Source organism: Candidatus Pelagibacter sp. PS_37 (assembly GCF_059417825.1).
In genome coordinates this window covers 1,018,850-1,035,377 of the sequence record NZ_CM182067.1, presented here as the reverse complement: position 1 = coordinate 1,035,377, position 16,528 = coordinate 1,018,850, and the positions used below count along the sequence as shown (strand labels likewise).

Here is a 16,528-nt window from a genome sequence, read left to right as displayed (position 1 = left end):
AAGTATATTAATTTTATAAGCGAATATATGACAAAATCAAAATTTGTAATTGATAAATTAACAAAGCTATTTGAACAAGGGCTAATTTCTTATAAAGATTTAAGTTCTGAAATAATAAATGTTTTAAGATCTAAAAGAGAAGAGATCATTTTTAAAATGAAATTAACTAGCAAAGAAGAAATGGATATATTAATTAAAAGAGTTGAAAATTTAGAAAAAAAAATCAACAAATTTGAAAAAAAAAGTCCAAATAAAAAATCTACAAAGGTAAAAAAATCTTAACTCTAAGGCCGTTTAAAGGAGATTTATCTAATAAAATATTTCCTCCATGGGATTTGATTATGTCAGATGTAATTGACAATCCAAGACCAACACTAGATTTAGAATCCCCTCTACTTTTATCTACTTTATAAAATGGTTTGAAAACATTCTCGAACTCTTCTTTAGGAATACCGACTCCATCATCATCAATAGTAATTATTATGTTGCTGTCTTTTTTTGATAGATGAAAATTTATATTTTCAGCATATTTAATTGAATTATCAATTAAATTATTTAAAGATCTTTGTATTAAATTCTTTCTTCCATTCATGTAAACTCTTGGAATTATTTTTTTGGTTATTTTATCATTATTATAATTTTTTATTGTAGTTTCGATTAATTCTGAAATATCAAAGGTTTCATCTTTTTCTAAATATGATGAACTTGTAAACTGCAGATATTCATTAAGCATTTTTTCCATTTCATCTATATCTAAAGACATTTTTTTTGATAAATCTTTATCTTTCATAAAAGATAGCTGAAGTTTTAGTCTTGTTAAGGGTGTTCTTAAATCATGGCTTATGCCAGATAACATTTCAGATCTTTGATTGAGGTGTCTTATTATTCTTTTTCTCATTTTATCAAATTCCAAACCTGCTTGTCTGATCTCTAAGGCACCTGATGGCCTGTACTCATCAATGTTTTCTCCTTTACCAAATCTTTCTGCAGCTTTAGCCAGGTTTATAATTGGTCTAGTTTGATTTTTTAGAAATAGTATAGCTATGGTTATCATTAGTAGAGCTGGTATAGTGATCCATAACGCAAATATTCTAGCAGATGAGCTTGCAACCCTGTCTTTTGGAATAAAAAATTCAAAGTAACCCTCGTTATGTTTAATATTTATATGAATAAGCTCTTTATAACTTGTTGTATCGAACCAGAAATTTTGAGTGCCCATATTAGATTTCAGTTCTCTTCTAAGTGTTCTATCTATTGGACTAAACCATCTTTCTTTTTGAGCTTTTTCAAATAAATCATCTTTTTTAAACTGAACATTAAGATCTAAATAAATTGAGAATAAGCCTGAAAGGTCGTTATTATTATATTTTCCATTATCGTAAGCTGTTATGAATGTTTTCATCTCACCGATTAATGCTCTTGTCATACCTTTATTTGTTTTAATCCAAAGACTATCAAAAAAAACAATCGATATGACTACTTGAAGAACAATTATTGGAACTGCTACGATTAATAAAGCTCTATAAAATAATCTTTTTGGTAGTAAATTTTTTACAAAATTATTCAATCCATAAAACATAGCCAGCACCTCTTAAAGTTTGTAAGTATTTTGGATTTTTTGGGTCCATTTCAATTTTTTTTCTAAGTCTTGTAATTATCACATCTATTGACCTTTCTTTATCAAGATCAGTTAGTTTGCCAATATCCTCTCTTGAAAAGGTTTTGCCAGGATTGTTAATCATTTTTTCTAATATAATTTTTTCAGTACTATTTATTTTATATTCAATATCATTTTTTATGATTAAAAGTTTGTTAAGATCAATTTTAATATTATCAAAGGTTATAATTCTTTTTTCATCATTTCTTTTTGTTTTATTTAAAATATTTTTTATTCTTAAAATAAGTTCTTTTGGCTCAAAAGGTTTTGGTAAATAGTCATCAGCGCCTATCTCTAAACCTTCAACTCTATTTTCAGCTTCTCCTTTAGCTGTTAATAAAATTATAGGGGTATCAATTTTAGATTTATTTTGTTTGATAAAATCCAACCCACTTTTGCCTGTCATCATTATATCCAAAACGATTAAATCAAATTTAATTATTGAAATTTTTTCTTCTGCATTTTCTGCACTATTTGATGTAGTAACCAGAAAATTATTTTCATTTAAATATTGTTTAATTAGGGATCTAATTCCCTCATCATCATCTACAACTAAAATATGGGCTACAAAATCATTCATTAATTATTTTCTTTAAAACATTGTCAAAGTTTAAGACTTGATCTGAACTTGAATTTAAAAGAGCATTATAAATTCTTTTTTTTTGTATCGAAAATATTTCGTCAAAAATTTTTTCTCCTTTTTCATTTAAAAAAATGTGTTTTACTCTTGTGTCTTGTTGATCTTTTTCAAAAAAAACCACATCAAGTTTAATTAAATCTTTTAAAACTCTATTTAAACTCTGCTTGGTAACCTTTAACTTCTTTAATAGATCAGAAATTGTAATCCCTTTATACATTGATAATAGATGTAAAACTTTGTGGTGAGCTATACCTATAGAGTATTTATCCAATGTTTTCTTGGCATCTGAAAAAGACTCACGGTAACTTGTAAATAACTTTTCAATCAGCTGCTTTAACTGAGTATCTTTTAAATATAAAAGTTCTTTCATTATGGGTAAGTTATATTGACATATTATAGATACAAAGATAATTTTAGAGAAAATTTAAATTATTTCATTCATGATACCATACGATAAAAGATCAGGTAAAATTTGGTTTAATGGCGAGCTCGTTGATTGGGCTGATGCTAAAATTCATGTTTTAAATCATGGCCTTCACTATGCTAGTTGTGTTTTTGAAGGTGAAAGAGTCTATGATAATTCAATTTTCAAATTAGAGGAACACACATCTAGACTTTTTTATTCTGCAAAAAGAATGGGCATTAAAATTCCTTATACTGAAGAAGAAATAAATTTAGCATCAAAAAAAATAATTTCAGTTCAGGGTGTCAAAGATGGATATGTTAGACCAACAATATGGAGAGGTAGCGAGATGATGGCTATATCTGCTCAACAAACAAAAATTCATGTTGCCATAGCAACTTGGGAGTGGGGTTCATATTTTGATCCAAAACTAAAAATAGAAGGTATTAAATTGAATATATCAAATTGGAGAAGACCTGCGCCAAATACGATACCTTGGGATACGAAAGCTTCTGGATTATATATGATTTGTACTTTATCAAAACATGAAGCTGAACAACAAGGCTATACAGATTCTCTAATGCTTGATCATGAAGGAAATGTTGCAGAAGCAACAGGTGCTAACATTTTTTTTAAAGATAAAAATGGAGAAATTCACACACCCATTCCAGATTCTTTTTTAGACGGCATTACAAGAAGAACGGTAATTGAAATTGCAAAATCTAAAGGAATAAAAGTCAATGAACGAAAAATTGCACCAGCTGAATTATCAAATTTTGTAGGCTGTTTTTTAACAGGTACGGCAGCAGAGGTTACGCCAGTTTCATGTATTGCTGAAAATAAGTTTAAAGTTTGCGAAACTATAATTGACTTAAATGAAAGTTACCAAGCATTAGTTAGAAAAAGAAAAGCAGCTTAGTTTTTGTTATCTTCAGATATTGCATGGTCAATGCCTTTTCTTAAATATTCATAACCAGTATACAAAGTTAAAAATGCAGAAAGCCAAAGCAGGATTATGCCAATAGTTTGAGCATTATAATCTTGAAAATTTAAAATTTTATTACCAGTTTCACCAGTTAGTAAAAGAGCTATAGCAACCATTTGTAAAAAAGTTTTTAATTTTGCTAAGTTAGTTACTGGTAATTTAATTTGTCCTCTAGCTAAAAACTCTCTTAAGCCTGAAATTAGTATTTCTCGTGTAAGTATTATAATTGCTGCAATAACCTCGTAATGTTTAATTGTTCCACTCATAACAAGCAATATAAGTGCAGTAGCAACAATAATTTTATCTGCTATAGGATCAAGTAATTCACCCAACTTAGACTCTTCACCCATCATTCTCGCCAACATTCCATCTAAAAAATCAGTAAATGAAGCAATTACAAACAATACGCATGCAGTTAAATCACCATAAAAACCAGGTAAATAAAATGCTAGAACAAAAAAAGGTACAATTATTATCCTACCTATTGTTAAAATATTTGGAATTTTTTTAAGCATAATTATTCGTGAAAAAAGTTATATATCTTTTTTGCAACTTTTTCCTCAACACCTTCAACTGATTTAATTTCATCAAAACTTGCAGATTCTACTGCTCTAGCAGAGCCAAAATGGTTCAATAGTGCTCTTTTTCTAATTGAACCAATACCATCAATTTGATCCAGCAAGGATTTTGTAATTCCTTTTGCTCTTTTTGCTCTATGAGAGGTGATGGCAAATCTATGTGCTTCATCACGTAGTCTCTGCATAAAAAATAGAGTGGGGTCATTCTTATCAAATTTAAATGATTTTCCTTTGTAAAAAAAAGTTTCATCTCCACTATTTCTTAGTTTTCCTTTGGCAATGGCTATCATAGGAAGATCATGTAAACCAAATTCATCTAACACTTCTTTGGCAGATGAATATTGACCTTTACCACCATCAATTAAAATTAAATCAGGAAGAGTTAAATAATTTCCTTTTTCTAACATTGCTCTTTTAAATCTTCTCGTAAGAACTTCTTTTAACATTGCAAAATCGTCTTGTTCATTACCTTTTGTCTTAATATCAAATTTTCTATATCTTTTTTTAACAAATCCTTCATTTCCAAAAGTAATCATAGCACCCACACTATTTGTTCCTGAGATGTGACTATTATCATAAACCTCAACTAAGTTTAGGCCATTTTTAAGATCAAATTTTTTAGCAACACCCTCAAATAAATTTTTATTATTATTTGTTTCATAAATTTTTCTATTAAGTGACTCTTTGGCATTTTTTTCTGCCATAGCAATTACTTTAGCTTTAGTGCCTTTTTTTGCTACATTAATAGAAATCGCACTATTTTCTTTTTTGCTTAAAGTTTCTTCAATTAATTTTTTGTCTTCTATTTCTGTATTAATGATTATTAATTTTGGAACATTTTTATTTTCATAAAACTGCATCAAGAACGAAGACATTATTTCAGATAAGCTTTGATCAGGATCATGTTTTGGAAAATAAGCTTGGTTGCCCCAATTTTGTTTAGACCTATAAAAAAATACTTGAATACATGTTTTACCAGATTCTTTGTATGCAGCAATTACATCTGCATCAATTAAATTTGCCTCATTAATTCTTTGTGAGGATTGAATTATATTTAAAGATTTAATTCTATCTCTAAAAATAGAAGCTCTTTCAAAATCTAGCTTTTCACTAGCTTCCTCCATTTGTTTAGATAGGTTTTTTTGTATATCCCTTGATTTTCCCGATACAAACTGAATTGCTTGATCTACTGATTTTTTATAATCTTCTTTATCAATATAATCGACACAAGGACCAGAGCACCTTTTTATCTGATAAAGAATGCAGGGTCTTTTTCTATTCTTGAAGGTACTATCATCACAAACTCGAATTTGAAATATTTTTTGAAGCATCTTAATAGTCCAATTAGCAGTTCCTGCTGAAGCAAACGGTCCAAAGTAAAATCCTTCTTTATCTTTTTTCCCTCTATGTTTTGTAACTTGTGCCCATTGGTCTTTATTACTGATGAAAACAAAGGGAAATGACTTGTCATCTTTGAGTAATATATTGAATTTAGGTTTATGTTTTTTTATTAAATTAGCCTCTAAAAGTAGAGCTTCACTTTCATTGGCAGTAGTTGTTATCTCTAGCTTAAAAGTTTGAGAGAGCATTCTTGCTGTTCTAATAATGTGGTTTTTTTCTGCCACATAGCTCTTCAATCTATTGGGAAGGTTTTTTGCTTTACCTACGTACAAAATCACATCTTTATGATCAAGCATTCGATAAACTCCAGGGCTTTTAGGAATTAATGGGAGCTCTTTTCTAATTACGTCTTTGCCTAATTCAGAACTTTTCATGACTTCTTTTTTTGGTAATTTGGATACCAACAGAGGCACATTCTTTAATAATTTCTAATTTTTCAATTTGAAGCATAATTTTTCCAATTCGTTTATCCTTAAATAATACATCAAAAACATCTTCAGCAAGTGTTTCTAAAAAATTATAATGTTTCTTTTTTGCAAGTTTTGTAATTAATTTTACAACCTGACCATAATTAACAATTGATTTAATATCCTTATCATTTGTTGGTTTTCTATCTTCATAATCAATCTCTAAACTGAATTTTACTTTTTGAGTTTTTTCTTTTTCAAAATCATAATAACCAAGCTTTAAATCTAGAATTAACTCTTTAATAAGAATTTTTTTTTCGTAATTAAATAAACTTTTATTTTTATCTATTTTAATAATATTTAAATTAGTTTTTTTCATTCTTTTCCAATTACATCTGGTGTTTGCCAGTTTAAACTTTGTCCACTATCTATCGCTATTATTTGACCCGTAATTGAACTGTTTTTGATAAAAAAGTCAACAGCAGAACATATATCCTGTACATTTACCTGCTGTCTTAAAGGAGTTGCCAGGTACTGCTTTTTAAAATGCTTATCACTCTGTCTTTTATTTTTAATAGTAGGACCAGGAGCTATTCCATTAACTCTTATATTTGGAGCTAATTCCATGGCACTAGTTTTTGTTAGAGTATAAAGTCCCGTTTTACTTAAAGTATAAGAAAAGAAAAAGGGAGTTAGCTTAAAAACTCTTTGATCAATTATATTTATAATATTGTTATTTTTACCCTTAACATTTTTTGAAAATTCTTTTGTAAGATACGCGGGTGCTTTTAAATTTACATCAATATGTTGATTCCAGCTTTTAGAAGAAAAATTTTTAAGACTGTCATTTTCAAATAATGAAGCATTATTGATTAAACAATCAAAATATTTTAATTTTAACTTTGAAAATCTTATAATTTTTTTTAAATCTTGTTCTTTTGCAAGATTACCTTTTACTAAATAAACTTTTGTTTTATTTTTTGACAATTCTTTTTGTAATTTTTCAGCCGCAGATTTGGAGCTATTGTAATGAATAACCATTTCAACTCCTGGACCTGAGAGTTTTTTTGCAATAGCAGCACCTATTCTTGTTGCAGCTCCTGTGATAATTATTTTGTTTGCTTCCATTTTTTCTTACCTTTTTGCGCTCTTGTACCAGGTAAGCCCATCTTTGATCTACCCTTTGGATACACTCTATTTTCTTGATTATAGTGTTTTACTTTTGGATTTAATACAATTTCTAACTCTGATGCTTCAAGGTTTCTTATTTCATCTCTAATTTTTGCAGCTTCTTCAAATTCAAGGTTTGTTGCAGCATCTTTCATTCTTTTATTTAATTGTTTTAAATGTTTCTTTAAATTGCCACCAATATTGTCACCTGTTCCAACTTTTAGGTAGTCTTTTTCATAAACACTTTCCAAGACATCACTTATTTCTTTTTTAATTGAGGTTGCATCAATGTTATGTTTTTTGTTATAGGCGACCTGAATTGTTCTTCTTCTATCAGTTTCTTGAATTGCTTTTTTTATACTTTTAGTTTCTTTGTCAGCATAAAGAATGACTCTACCATCTAAATTTCTTGCTGCTCTTCCTATGGTTTGGATTAGTGATGTTTCAGATCTTAGAAATCCCTCTTTATCAGCGTCTAGAATTGCAACTAATGCACACTCAGGTATATCAAGCCCCTCTCTTAAAAGATTTATACCAACCAAGACGTCGAAAACTCCTAGTCTTAGATCTCTCATAATTTCTATTCTCTCAAGTGTATCAATGTCAGAATGCAAATATCTAACTCTAATACCATTTTCGTGAAAATATTCAGTTAAGTCTTCAGCCATTTTTTTAGTTAAAGTTGTAATCAATACTCTAAAATTTTTATCGATTGTTTTCTTACACTCATGCATTACGTCATCGACTTGGTTTTTAGCTGGTTTGATTTCAACTGGTGGATCAATTAAGCCAGTTGGTCTTATAATTTGTTCAACGAACTTACCTTTAGTCTGTTCTAATTCCCATGGACCAGGCGTTGCTGATACAAAAACTGTCTGCGTTCTCATTGCGTCCCACTCTTCAAATTTAAGTGGCCTGTTATCCATACAAGAGGGTAGTCTAAAACCATATTCTGCAAGATTACTTTTCCTTGATCTGTCCCCTTTGTACATTCCATTTAATTGTGGAACAGTAACGTGACATTCATCTACAAATATAAGTGTGTTGTCTGGAAAATATTCAAATAGAGTAGGAGGTGGCTCTCCAGGTTTTCGTCCTGATAAAAATCTAGAATAGTTTTCAATACCAGCACAAGAACCAGTAGCCTCAATCATCTCTAAATCAAATTTTGTTCTCTCTTCTAATCGTTGAGCCTCAAGAAGTTTATTTTGTTCTTTAAATTTCTTAAGAGTAACCTCAAGCTCTCTTTTAATTTTTATTACTGCTTGTTCGATAGTAGGTTTTGGAGTGATGTAGTGACTATTCGCATAAACTTTTATAACATCTAAATCTTTTAATAGATCTCCTGTTAAAGGATCAAATTCTTCGATTTTTTCTAGTTTATCTCCAAATAAACTTAACCTCCATGCTCTATCTTCAAGGTGTGATGGAAATATTTCGATATATTCACCCCGTGCTCTAAAAGTGCCTCTATAAAAACTTTGATCATTTCTTTTGTATTGTAGGTGTACTAAAGTTTTTATTAATTGTTCTCTATTGTAGTCGTAATCTTTCTTTAAACTTAAAGTCATTTTACTGTAAGCTTCAACTGAGCCTAGTCCATAAATACAAGAAACACTGGATACAATAATTACGTCATCTCTCTCCAGTAGCGACCTCGTTGCTGAGTGACGCATTCGATCTATTTGTTCATTAATAGAGGCCTCTTTTTCTATATAAGTGTCTGATCTTGGAACGTATGCTTCTGGTGTGTAGTAATCATAGTAAGAGACAAAATATTCAACAGCATTTTCTGGAAAAAATGATTTCATCTCTCCATAAAGTTGAGCAGCCAATGTTTTATTGGGAGCAAGTATAAGAGCAGGTCTATTAGTTCGTTCAATAACTTGAGCCATTGTAAAAGTTTTTCCAGAACCAGTTACACCAAGTAAAACCTGACTTAACTCTTCTTTATTTGCACCTTTAACTAATTTTTTAATTGCCTCAGGTTGATCACCTGCCGGTTTAAAATCTGTTACAAGTTTAAACTTTTGCCCACCTTCCAGTTTTTGGTGAATTTCTGGGTTTTTACTTTGGATTTCAGTAATTAAATCTTGATAAGTATTTTGCATTATCTATAAAACTATTAGAATAAAATTATATTTCAATGAGCATTATATCAGACAGTCTAAAAAAAATTAAACCATCACCAACTATTGCTGTAACTCAAAAGGCAAGGGAGTTAAAGGCTGCTGGAAAAGACGTTATAGGTCTTGGAGCAGGAGAGCCTGACTTTGATACACCAGATAATATCAAACAAGCGGCTATAAAAGCCATTAATGATGGTGATACTAAATATACAGCAGTTGATGGAACTGCTGCTTTAAAAGATGCCATTGTTAAAAAATTTAAAAGAGAAAACAATCTAGATTATACAACTGATCAAATTACAGTTGGTGCTGGCGGAAAACATGTAATTTATAATGCCATGATGGCAACTCTAAATGAAGGAGACGAAGTTATAGTTCCTGCGCCTTATTGGGTTTCGTATCCTGACATGGTTTTATTAGCCGGTGGAACTCCAATTATTTTAGAGTGTAATGAAAAACAAGGATTTAAAATTAATCCAGCTAAATTAGAAAAATCTATAACACCAAAAACAAAGTGGATAATATTAAATTCACCATCAAATCCAACGGGTGCTTGTTATACTGAAAGTGACATTAAAGAAATTGCATATGTTTTAGCAAATCATCCTCATGTTCATATTTTAAGTGATGATATTTATGAACACGTAACATACGAAGGATTTAAATTTTTTACTATTGCACAAATTGATGGCTTGAAAGAGAGAGTTCTTACAATGAATGGGGTTAGTAAAGCTTACTCAATGACAGGCTGGAGAATAGGGTATGCGGCTGGTCCTAAAGATATTATTAAAGCAATTGCTAAAATACAATCGCAATCAACAACAAATCCATCTTCAATTAGTCAAGCTGCAGCTGTTGAAGCATTAAATGGAACTCAAGATTTTATTAAAGAGAGAGCAACTTCATTTCAAGAGAGAAGAAATTTTGTTGTTAAAGCATTAAATGGAATTGATGGGATTGAATGTTTAAATCCAGATGGAGCATTTTATGTTTTTCCAAGCTGCAAAGGATTGATGGGAAAAAAAGATACAAGTGGTAAAGAGCTTAAGACAGATACTGATTTTGTTCAGTCTTTATTAGAAAATAGTGGTGTAGCAGTTGTTCAGGGCTCTGCATTTGGGTTAGAAGGTTTTTTTAGAATTTCATATGCAACTTCAATGGACAATCTTAAAAAAGCTTTAGAAAAAATATCTACTTTTTGTAAAAGCTTAAACTAATGTTAAACGTATATTTAGCAGGTGAAATTCACAGTAATTGGAGAGAAGAAATTATTCAACTTTGTGAAAAAGAGAAATTAGATGTTAAATTTACCTCTCCTGTCACTGACCATGAAGCCTCTGACAATTGTGGTGTAGAAATTCTAGGAGCTGAAGAAAAAAATTTTTGGAAAGATAGAAAAGGCGCTAATATTAATTCAATTAGAACCAAAAAATCTATTCAAGATTGTGATGTAATTATTGTTAAGTTTGGTGAAAAATTTAAACAATGGAATGCAGCTTTTGATGCAGGTTATGCTACTGCACTTAATAAATCTATGATTGTTATTCATAACGATGATCACCAACATGCCCTTAAAGAAGTGGATAGCTCTGCTGCTGCTGTTGCGTCAGATCAAAAACAAGCCTTTCGTATATTGAAATATATATTGGAAGGGTCTTTAGACTAACCCAAGTCTAATTACTGAGTTCCCAGCATCTACAATACTTTCTTTTGCAGGTTTAAATTTCATACCCAATAAATCTTCAGAATATGAAGTGTCTGTCTGCATTAAAATTCCAAGATCAGGCAACATAATCTTTACAGAAGAATCTAAGTAACTGATCAATTTAACCACGAAATTTGGCATTTCTTTTTTTGGAAGTTTTTTTGCATACTTTGGAAATGCTTCAGCCATAATTTTAGAAACTTCGAGCATTTTTTTTACTTCTGAACCAATAATCAATCGTCTTCCATTAACCTTGGGATTTTTTATAGATAAAACATGAGCTCTTGCTACATCTTTTACATCAGAAATTAATATTCCAAAATTTGGCGCCATAGGATATTTTCCTTTAAGGAAAAGTTCAACATAGCTAGTTGAAGTGTTTGTTTTTTTATCTAAAGCATCACCAAAAACTCCTCCTGGATTAATTACAGTTAATTTATCTTTTAATCCTTTGCTTTCCATTAATTCCCATGCAGCTTGTTCAGCTTTTGCCTTTGATATAGTGTAGTCATTCGACCCACTCCAATCAGTATCTGTCCAATCACTTTCCCCAAAAGTATATGGGTTTGTTCTGTTAGGTTTTTTAAACATTGCTACTATTGACGAAGTAAGAATTATTTTTTCAACATTAGCTTCTATACCAGCATTTAAAACTCTTAACGCCCCACCTTTAGCAGCTGGAACTAAAGCTTCTCTATTTCTTGAACTTTTCATAGGGTAGGGAGAAGCAGTATGTATAATATATTTACAATCTTTAGCAGCCTCAACCCAACCATCATCTTTTAATAGGTCCAATTCAACAAATGATAATTTATCTGTTGAAATATATTCACTTAGAGTTTTCTTTGTTTCATCTAATGAATTTTGACTTCTAACAGTTCCTAAAACTTCATATCCAGAATTTAATAATTCAATTGCTATATGTTTTGCTATCCAGCCACTTATTCCAGTTAGTAGTACTTTGTCAGTCATTTTGTTTCCCTTTAGTTTGTATTAAGTTTTAATGGTTCTTATCAGTGAGATAAAAATTTTTCAGCTTCAAGCGCAGCCATACAGCCCATCCCCGCAGCTGTTACAGCTTGTCTAAAAGTTTTGTCTTTAACATCGCCTGCAGCATAAACTCCAGGAATATTGGTTTCTGTAGAATCTGGTTTAGTTAATAAATAACCTTCTTTATCCATATCTAATTGTTCTTTAAATAATGCTGTTGCTGGGTCATGACCAATTGCAATAAATAGACCATCTATTTTTAATTCATCAATTTTATTAGTCTTTAGATTTTTAACTTTGATACCTGTAACATTTTTAGGTTCACCGTCTCCAATTACTTCATCGACAGCACTATCCCAAATAATTTCAATTTTTTTATTTTCCATTAATTTCTTTTGAAGCATCTTTTCAGCTCTTAATTCATCTCTTCTATGAATTAGTTTTACCTTTGATGCAAATTTTGTAAGAAACATTGCTTCTTCAACTGCAGCATTACCACCACCAACAACTGCTACAACTTTTTCTTTAAAGAAAAAACCATCACAAGTAGCACAAGCAGATACACCAAAGCCTCTAAATTTTTGCTCAGATTCTAAATTTAACCATCTTGCTTGAGCACCAGTTGAAATAATTATGCTATCTGCAGTATATTTTTGACCACTATCACCTATAGCTTCAAAGGGTGTAGATTTTAAATTTACTGATGAGATATGATCCTCAATCATTTCTGTTCCAACAGCTTTAGCCTGATCTCTCATTTGATCCATTAACCATGGACCCTGAATTACATCTGAAAATCCTGGATAATTTTCAACATCTGTTGTTGTAGTTAATTGTCCACCAGGTGCAGAACCATAAACTAAAACAGGACTTAACATTGCTCTGGCAGCATATACAGCAGCCGTATAGCCAGCTGGCCCCGACCCTATTATTAACACTTTTGTGTGTTTAATTGGATTTTCACTCATGCAGAAGTTATATAAGGATAAATGACAAAATTAAAAGGGATATTATTAACTCAAGGAATGCATGGCATGATCAGCCAAGTAGAAGGTTTAGCAAAGGCCCTTGATTTAGATTTTATACACGAGAAGATTGAACTTAATAATTTTTGGAAATTATTTCCACCAAAGCTGACACCTATTTCTGAAAGCGTGTATAAAAAAATTAATCATGATGATTTTGATGTGATTATATCTTGTGGGCGTAAAAGTGTTATCCCATCTATTCATTTAAAAAAGAATTCTAATAGAGAAGTTATTAATATTCATATCCAAGATCCAAAAGTAAATTTAAATCATTTTGATTTCATTGTAGCTCCAGAACATGATGGAATTGAAGGCAAAAATGTTATCAGCACCAAAGGTGCAATTCATTATCTTACAGAAAATGAAATAAGTGAAAATAAAGATTATTTAAATTCATTTATTAAAAAGGATGAAAGAAAAATTTGGGCTTTAATAATGGGCGGTCCTACAAAGTATTATGAATATTCAAGAGAAAATATTAAAGCTATTTTTGAAAATTTAAACAACTTAAATAAACAGAACAACTTTCAACTAGTTGTGATCCCTTCAATGAGAACACCAAAAAATATAATTCAATATGTAAAAGATTATTTTGGTGAAAATCATACAGTTATTGAAACTATTGATAAGAAAGCTTATCTATCAGCTTTAGCAATTTCAGAAAAAATTGTAGTAACATGTGACTCTAGCTCCATGATATCAGAAGCTGCTTTAACTGGAAAACCAATCTACGTAGCTAATATTTCACCTAAAAAAAATGACAAAAGATTTCAAAGATTTAGAAATTTATTTAAAGAATTAAATATTACTAGAAATTTAGGTGAAGAAGTAGAGAATTGGAACTATCAAAAATTGGATGAAACGAATAGAGTAGCAAATATTATTAAACAAAAAATTAATTCTTAATGTCATTCTTAAATTCAATTCAAAGCCAATCTAAAAAACATGAATTTCCTTTTGATCACTGGGAATATAATAATGCACTATCTGACGGGGCCATTGAGGAAATTATTAAAGCTGATATTCCAGATGTCAGTAAGCACAATCTTAATTATGATGGCACCAGAGCAATTGATGGTGGTGCTGCAGAGTTTAGAGAGGGAATAGCTTCGGGCGGTGAGGCAATTAAATTTAGATGTTTTGTAACAAAAGAAAATGAAAAAAAATTTCCAAACTTAGTAAAATTTATTAAAGAACTTCAATCCAAGGAAGTTCATGGAACTATTTCAAAAATGATCGATAGAGATTTATCGAACTCATATGTTAGAGTTGAAGTTATTTGTGATAGGGAGGGTTTTTGGTTAAAGCCCCACTGCGATATCAAAGAAAAACTGATGTCTGGATTAATTTTTATAAATAATGCTAACGAGTCTGAAGATCTTGGAACAGATTTTTATAATGAAAAATTAGAAAAAGTTAAAACAGTTCCTTACAAAAATAACTATGGCTACATGTTTACTAGTGGGCCCAACACTTGGCATGGTATGGAAAAGAAAAAAATAGTTAAGGAAAGACGATGCATTCAGGTTAACTATGTTACTTTTGAAACAGATTGGAAAGTTCTGTAATTAAATTAAAACTCTTTCATTATTAACAATAACATCTATTAGTCCCCATTCTGATTGCTTCATTACCTCCAAATAAAAGAAAAAACTTATTTTGAACACAGATGACTAAGTAAACATTGTTTTTGTTAATATTTGTATGTAAAAATTCATCATGTTTGAAAAATTAGAAGAATTAGCAAAAAATAATAAAAAAATTTCAGATTTTCATATTAGAACTGGTTGGCCATTAGCGTTTAGGCAAACTGGAGAAATACACAAAATTCAAGAAATTGTTGTTAAAGAACAAGATCTTCAAGATCTAATATCTACTAATTGTAACGAAACTGAAATGAAAAAGTTTAGTGAAACTCATGAGTTAGATTCATCAGTTACATTAAGTGGATTAAGATTTAGAGCTAATTTTTATAAAACTATTCAAGGACCAGCTGCTGTATTAAGAAGAGTAGAGAGCGTTATTCCTGAAATGGATCAATTTGATTTACCCCAAGTTCTTTATGATATTGTCGATATGCATAAAGGATTAGTTTTAGTAACTGGACCAACAGGGTCTGGTAAGTCTACAACACTTGCGGCAATTGTAAATGAGATTAATAAAACTAGAACTTCAAATATTATTACAGTTGAAGATCCAGTTGAATTTATTCATAAAGATTTAAAAAGTATTGTGTCTCATCGAGAAGTAGGAAAGCAAACCAAAACATTTTCTAGTGCATTAAAAGCTGCACTTAGAGAAGACCCAGATGTAATTCTAGTTGGGGAGATGAGAGATTTAGAAACAGTTTCACTTGCATTAACTGCTGCTGAAACAGGACACCTAGTTTTTGGAACCCTTCACACTAGTGGTGCTCCTAATACCATCAATAGAATTATTGACGTTTTTCCACCTGAGCAACAAGCTCAAATAAGAGCACAGATATCTTCTTCTTTAAAGATGGTGGTTACTCAAAGACTTCTTAAAACAAAAGATGGTCAAGGCCGTTGTGCAGCGTTTGAAGTGATGAAGTGTACGCCTCCAATTCAAAACTTAATTAGAGAAGCTAAAATTCATCAAATACCTAGCATCATGCAAACTTCTGTGAGAGATGGTATGATTACTATGACTAAATCATTAGAAGAATTAGTTAAGGCAGGTAAGATAGATGCGAGTGCAGGACGAGAAGATTAAAGGATTTAACGTCCTTGAATTAATTGTTGTCGTTGTACTTATTGGCGTCATCTCAGCCATAGGTTATCCCAATTTTTCTGAATGGCGAAAAGATAGAGAGACTAGAAGCGCAGTAATTAGCATAAAATCTTTAATCGAAGGAATAAATTCACAAGTTCAAAGAGGTCAATATGCATTTGTTCAAGTACATATATTAGAAGAAGTGAATGGCGCAGAAAGAAATTTAATTGTTACATCAAAAGGAATGAAACCAGAAAAACTAGCAAGTTTGTTAAATGATGGAACTAGTGACTGGTGGGCAAAAATTGGTGATCGATGTAATATAACAGACGATGCATATTGGGATGATGATCCAGATCAAGGTGCTGATAATGTTGAAGTAAGACAAATTACTTATGATAATATGGCAACTTCTTGGGAAGGGGATGACGGAGCTATTTGTTTTAGTAAAAATGAGAAATGGTACAGTGGCGCAGGTAAATTACAATCATCCTTGCCTGAAGAGGGGGATGTAGCAAGATCTGTAGATAATACTTTATTTATTTGCAGAAGAACAAATGATCGATCAAGTTGCGATGTTGATAGCGATGGAACACCTGCTTCAGAGCATGATCATTTATATGTTATTGAATGGTCAAGATTTGGCAATGTGATACTTGAAAAATGGGATACAAGAAATTCTGATTGGGTTAAACAATAACA

18 protein-coding genes are annotated in these 16,528 nt (G+C 30.6%); 8 read left to right on the top strand and 10 right to left on the bottom strand.

The window, feature by feature from the left end; translation table 11 throughout:
- The first annotated feature begins 27 nt into the window (after positions 1-27).
- On the top strand, positions 28-282 hold the full coding sequence (locus AC5SL9_RS05450; protein WP_006997818.1) for a hypothetical protein: 255 nt from the start codon (positions 28-30) through the stop codon (positions 280-282).
- Here the strand turns inward: AC5SL9_RS05450 and AC5SL9_RS05445 are convergent.
- The 3 genes from AC5SL9_RS05445 to AC5SL9_RS05435 are packed head-to-tail and all read right to left on the bottom strand — an operon-like array spanning position 260 to position 2,667.
- On the bottom strand, positions 260-1,579 hold the full coding sequence (locus AC5SL9_RS05445) for an ATP-binding protein (protein WP_494573934.1): 1,320 nt from the start codon (positions 1,577-1,579) through the stop codon (positions 260-262). The genes AC5SL9_RS05450 and AC5SL9_RS05445 overlap by 23 nt on opposite strands.
- On the bottom strand, positions 1,560-2,237 hold the full coding sequence (locus tag AC5SL9_RS05440) for a response regulator (RefSeq protein WP_006997820.1): 678 nt from the start codon (positions 2,235-2,237) through the stop codon (positions 1,560-1,562). The genes AC5SL9_RS05445 and AC5SL9_RS05440 overlap by 20 nt, the downstream gene beginning before the upstream one ends.
- On the bottom strand, positions 2,230-2,667 hold the full coding sequence (locus tag AC5SL9_RS05435) for a MarR family winged helix-turn-helix transcriptional regulator (protein ID WP_006997821.1): 438 nt from the start codon (positions 2,665-2,667) through the stop codon (positions 2,230-2,232). The genes AC5SL9_RS05440 and AC5SL9_RS05435 overlap by 8 nt, the downstream gene beginning before the upstream one ends.
- A gap of 70 nt (positions 2,668-2,737) precedes the next feature.
- On the opposite strand from AC5SL9_RS05435, the gene AC5SL9_RS05430 reads away from it, so the two are divergent.
- A complete protein-coding gene (locus AC5SL9_RS05430; RefSeq protein WP_006997822.1) occupies positions 2,738-3,619 on the top strand; it encodes a branched-chain amino acid aminotransferase in 882 nt (293 codons plus the stop codon).
- Here the strand turns inward: AC5SL9_RS05430 and pgsA are convergent.
- From pgsA to uvrB, 5 genes are read right to left on the bottom strand one after another with little or no spacing between them, the layout of a single operon-like run.
- Positions 3,616-4,200, bottom strand: a complete 585-nt coding sequence (gene pgsA, locus AC5SL9_RS05425) for a CDP-diacylglycerol--glycerol-3-phosphate 3-phosphatidyltransferase (RefSeq protein ID WP_006997823.1) — start codon at positions 4,198-4,200, stop codon at positions 3,616-3,618. The genes AC5SL9_RS05430 and pgsA overlap by 4 nt on opposite strands.
- Positions 4,201-4,202: 2 nt before the next feature.
- A complete protein-coding gene (gene uvrC, locus AC5SL9_RS05420) occupies positions 4,203-6,038 on the bottom strand; it encodes an excinuclease ABC subunit UvrC (protein WP_006997824.1) in 1,836 nt (611 codons plus the stop codon).
- A complete protein-coding gene (locus tag AC5SL9_RS05415; protein WP_271481103.1) occupies positions 6,025-6,450 on the bottom strand; it encodes a dihydroneopterin aldolase in 426 nt (141 codons plus the stop codon). The genes uvrC and AC5SL9_RS05415 overlap by 14 nt, the downstream gene beginning before the upstream one ends.
- Positions 6,447-7,199, bottom strand: a complete 753-nt coding sequence (locus AC5SL9_RS05410; RefSeq protein WP_494573933.1) for an SDR family oxidoreductase — start codon at positions 7,197-7,199, stop codon at positions 6,447-6,449. Before AC5SL9_RS05410 ends, AC5SL9_RS05415 begins: the two co-directional genes overlap by 4 nt.
- Complete coding sequence (gene uvrB, locus AC5SL9_RS05405) at positions 7,181-9,352, bottom strand: excinuclease ABC subunit UvrB (RefSeq protein WP_006997827.1); 2,172 nt, start codon at positions 9,350-9,352, stop codon at positions 7,181-7,183. The genes AC5SL9_RS05410 and uvrB overlap by 19 nt, the downstream gene beginning before the upstream one ends.
- A 35-nt stretch (positions 9,353-9,387) precedes the next feature.
- Between uvrB and AC5SL9_RS05400 the strand changes: the two genes are divergently transcribed.
- Together AC5SL9_RS05400 and AC5SL9_RS05395 are read left to right on the top strand one after the other, a co-directional pair.
- Positions 9,388-10,587 (top strand): pyridoxal phosphate-dependent aminotransferase, encoded by a 1,200-nt coding sequence (locus AC5SL9_RS05400; protein WP_006997828.1) that lies wholly within the window; start codon positions 9,388-9,390, stop codon positions 10,585-10,587.
- Positions 10,587-11,036 (top strand): YtoQ family protein, encoded by a 450-nt coding sequence (locus AC5SL9_RS05395; RefSeq protein ID WP_494573932.1) that lies wholly within the window; start codon positions 10,587-10,589, stop codon positions 11,034-11,036. Before AC5SL9_RS05400 ends, AC5SL9_RS05395 begins: the two co-directional genes overlap by 1 nt.
- Here AC5SL9_RS05395 and AC5SL9_RS05390 read toward each other — a convergent pair.
- Both AC5SL9_RS05390 and trxB read right to left on the bottom strand, forming a co-directional pair.
- Positions 11,028-12,047 carry an NAD-dependent epimerase/dehydratase family protein gene (locus AC5SL9_RS05390; protein WP_011281458.1) on the bottom strand — a complete coding sequence of 340 codons (1,020 nt, stop codon included), beginning with the start codon at positions 12,045-12,047 and terminating at the stop codon, positions 11,028-11,030. The two genes, AC5SL9_RS05395 and AC5SL9_RS05390, sit on opposite strands and share 9 nt — an antisense overlap.
- Positions 12,048-12,088: 41 nt before the next feature.
- The gene (gene trxB, locus AC5SL9_RS05385; RefSeq protein WP_494573931.1) at positions 12,089-13,033 is read right to left on the bottom strand and encodes a thioredoxin-disulfide reductase; all 945 of its coding nucleotides are present in this window, start codon (positions 13,031-13,033) and stop codon (positions 12,089-12,091) included.
- Positions 13,034-13,054: 21 nt separating this feature from the next.
- Between trxB and AC5SL9_RS05380 the strand changes: the two genes are divergently transcribed.
- The 4 genes from AC5SL9_RS05380 (at position 13,055) to AC5SL9_RS05365 (ending at position 16,526) form a co-directional block, all read left to right on the top strand.
- Positions 13,055-13,999: a mitochondrial fission ELM1 family protein gene (locus AC5SL9_RS05380; RefSeq protein ID WP_494573930.1), complete on the top strand. Its 945-nt coding sequence runs from the start codon at positions 13,055-13,057 to the stop codon at positions 13,997-13,999.
- Complete coding sequence (locus tag AC5SL9_RS05375) at positions 13,999-14,661, top strand: hypothetical protein (protein ID WP_494573929.1); 663 nt, start codon at positions 13,999-14,001, stop codon at positions 14,659-14,661. The genes AC5SL9_RS05380 and AC5SL9_RS05375 overlap by 1 nt, the downstream gene beginning before the upstream one ends.
- 151 nt (positions 14,662-14,812) lie before the next feature.
- The gene (locus tag AC5SL9_RS05370) at positions 14,813-15,826 is read left to right on the top strand and encodes a type IV pilus twitching motility protein PilT (RefSeq protein ID WP_006997834.1); all 1,014 of its coding nucleotides are present in this window, start codon (positions 14,813-14,815) and stop codon (positions 15,824-15,826) included.
- Positions 15,801-16,526: a prepilin-type N-terminal cleavage/methylation domain-containing protein gene (locus AC5SL9_RS05365; protein WP_494573928.1), complete on the top strand. Its 726-nt coding sequence runs from the start codon at positions 15,801-15,803 to the stop codon at positions 16,524-16,526. Before AC5SL9_RS05370 ends, AC5SL9_RS05365 begins: the two co-directional genes overlap by 26 nt.
- Positions 16,527-16,528: the final 2 nt, after the last annotated feature.

Coding starts and splice junctions, on each gene's coding strand:
- AC5SL9_RS05450 (WP_006997818.1), top strand. CDS start 28: ATGACAAAATCAAAATTTGTAATTGATAAATTAACAAAGCTATTTGAA.
- AC5SL9_RS05445 (WP_494573934.1), bottom strand. CDS start 1,579: ATGTTTTATGGATTGAATAATTTTGTAAAAAATTTACTACCAAAAAGA.
- AC5SL9_RS05440 (WP_006997820.1), bottom strand. CDS start 2,237: ATGAATGATTTTGTAGCCCATATTTTAGTTGTAGATGATGATGAGGGA.
- AC5SL9_RS05435 (WP_006997821.1), bottom strand. CDS start 2,667: ATGAAAGAACTTTTATATTTAAAAGATACTCAGTTAAAGCAGCTGATT.
- AC5SL9_RS05430 (WP_006997822.1), top strand. CDS start 2,738: ATGATACCATACGATAAAAGATCAGGTAAAATTTGGTTTAATGGCGAG.
- pgsA (WP_006997823.1), bottom strand. CDS start 4,200: ATGCTTAAAAAAATTCCAAATATTTTAACAATAGGTAGGATAATAATT.
- uvrC (WP_006997824.1), bottom strand. CDS start 6,038: ATGAAAAGTTCTGAATTAGGCAAAGACGTAATTAGAAAAGAGCTCCCA.
- AC5SL9_RS05415 (WP_271481103.1), bottom strand. CDS start 6,450: ATGAAAAAAACTAATTTAAATATTATTAAAATAGATAAAAATAAAAGT.
- AC5SL9_RS05410 (WP_494573933.1), bottom strand. CDS start 7,199: ATGGAAGCAAACAAAATAATTATCACAGGAGCTGCAACAAGAATAGGT.
- uvrB (WP_006997827.1), bottom strand. CDS start 9,352: ATGCAAAATACTTATCAAGATTTAATTACTGAAATCCAAAGTAAAAAC.
- AC5SL9_RS05400 (WP_006997828.1), top strand. CDS start 9,388: ATGAGCATTATATCAGACAGTCTAAAAAAAATTAAACCATCACCAACT.
- AC5SL9_RS05395 (WP_494573932.1), top strand. CDS start 10,587: ATGTTAAACGTATATTTAGCAGGTGAAATTCACAGTAATTGGAGAGAA.
- AC5SL9_RS05390 (WP_011281458.1), bottom strand. CDS start 12,047: ATGACTGACAAAGTACTACTAACTGGAATAAGTGGCTGGATAGCAAAA.
- trxB (WP_494573931.1), bottom strand. CDS start 13,033: ATGAGTGAAAATCCAATTAAACACACAAAAGTGTTAATAATAGGGTCG.
- AC5SL9_RS05380 (WP_494573930.1), top strand. CDS start 13,055: ATGACAAAATTAAAAGGGATATTATTAACTCAAGGAATGCATGGCATG.
- AC5SL9_RS05375 (WP_494573929.1), top strand. CDS start 13,999: ATGTCATTCTTAAATTCAATTCAAAGCCAATCTAAAAAACATGAATTT.
- AC5SL9_RS05370 (WP_006997834.1), top strand. CDS start 14,813: ATGTTTGAAAAATTAGAAGAATTAGCAAAAAATAATAAAAAAATTTCA.
- AC5SL9_RS05365 (WP_494573928.1), top strand. CDS start 15,801: ATGCGAGTGCAGGACGAGAAGATTAAAGGATTTAACGTCCTTGAATTA.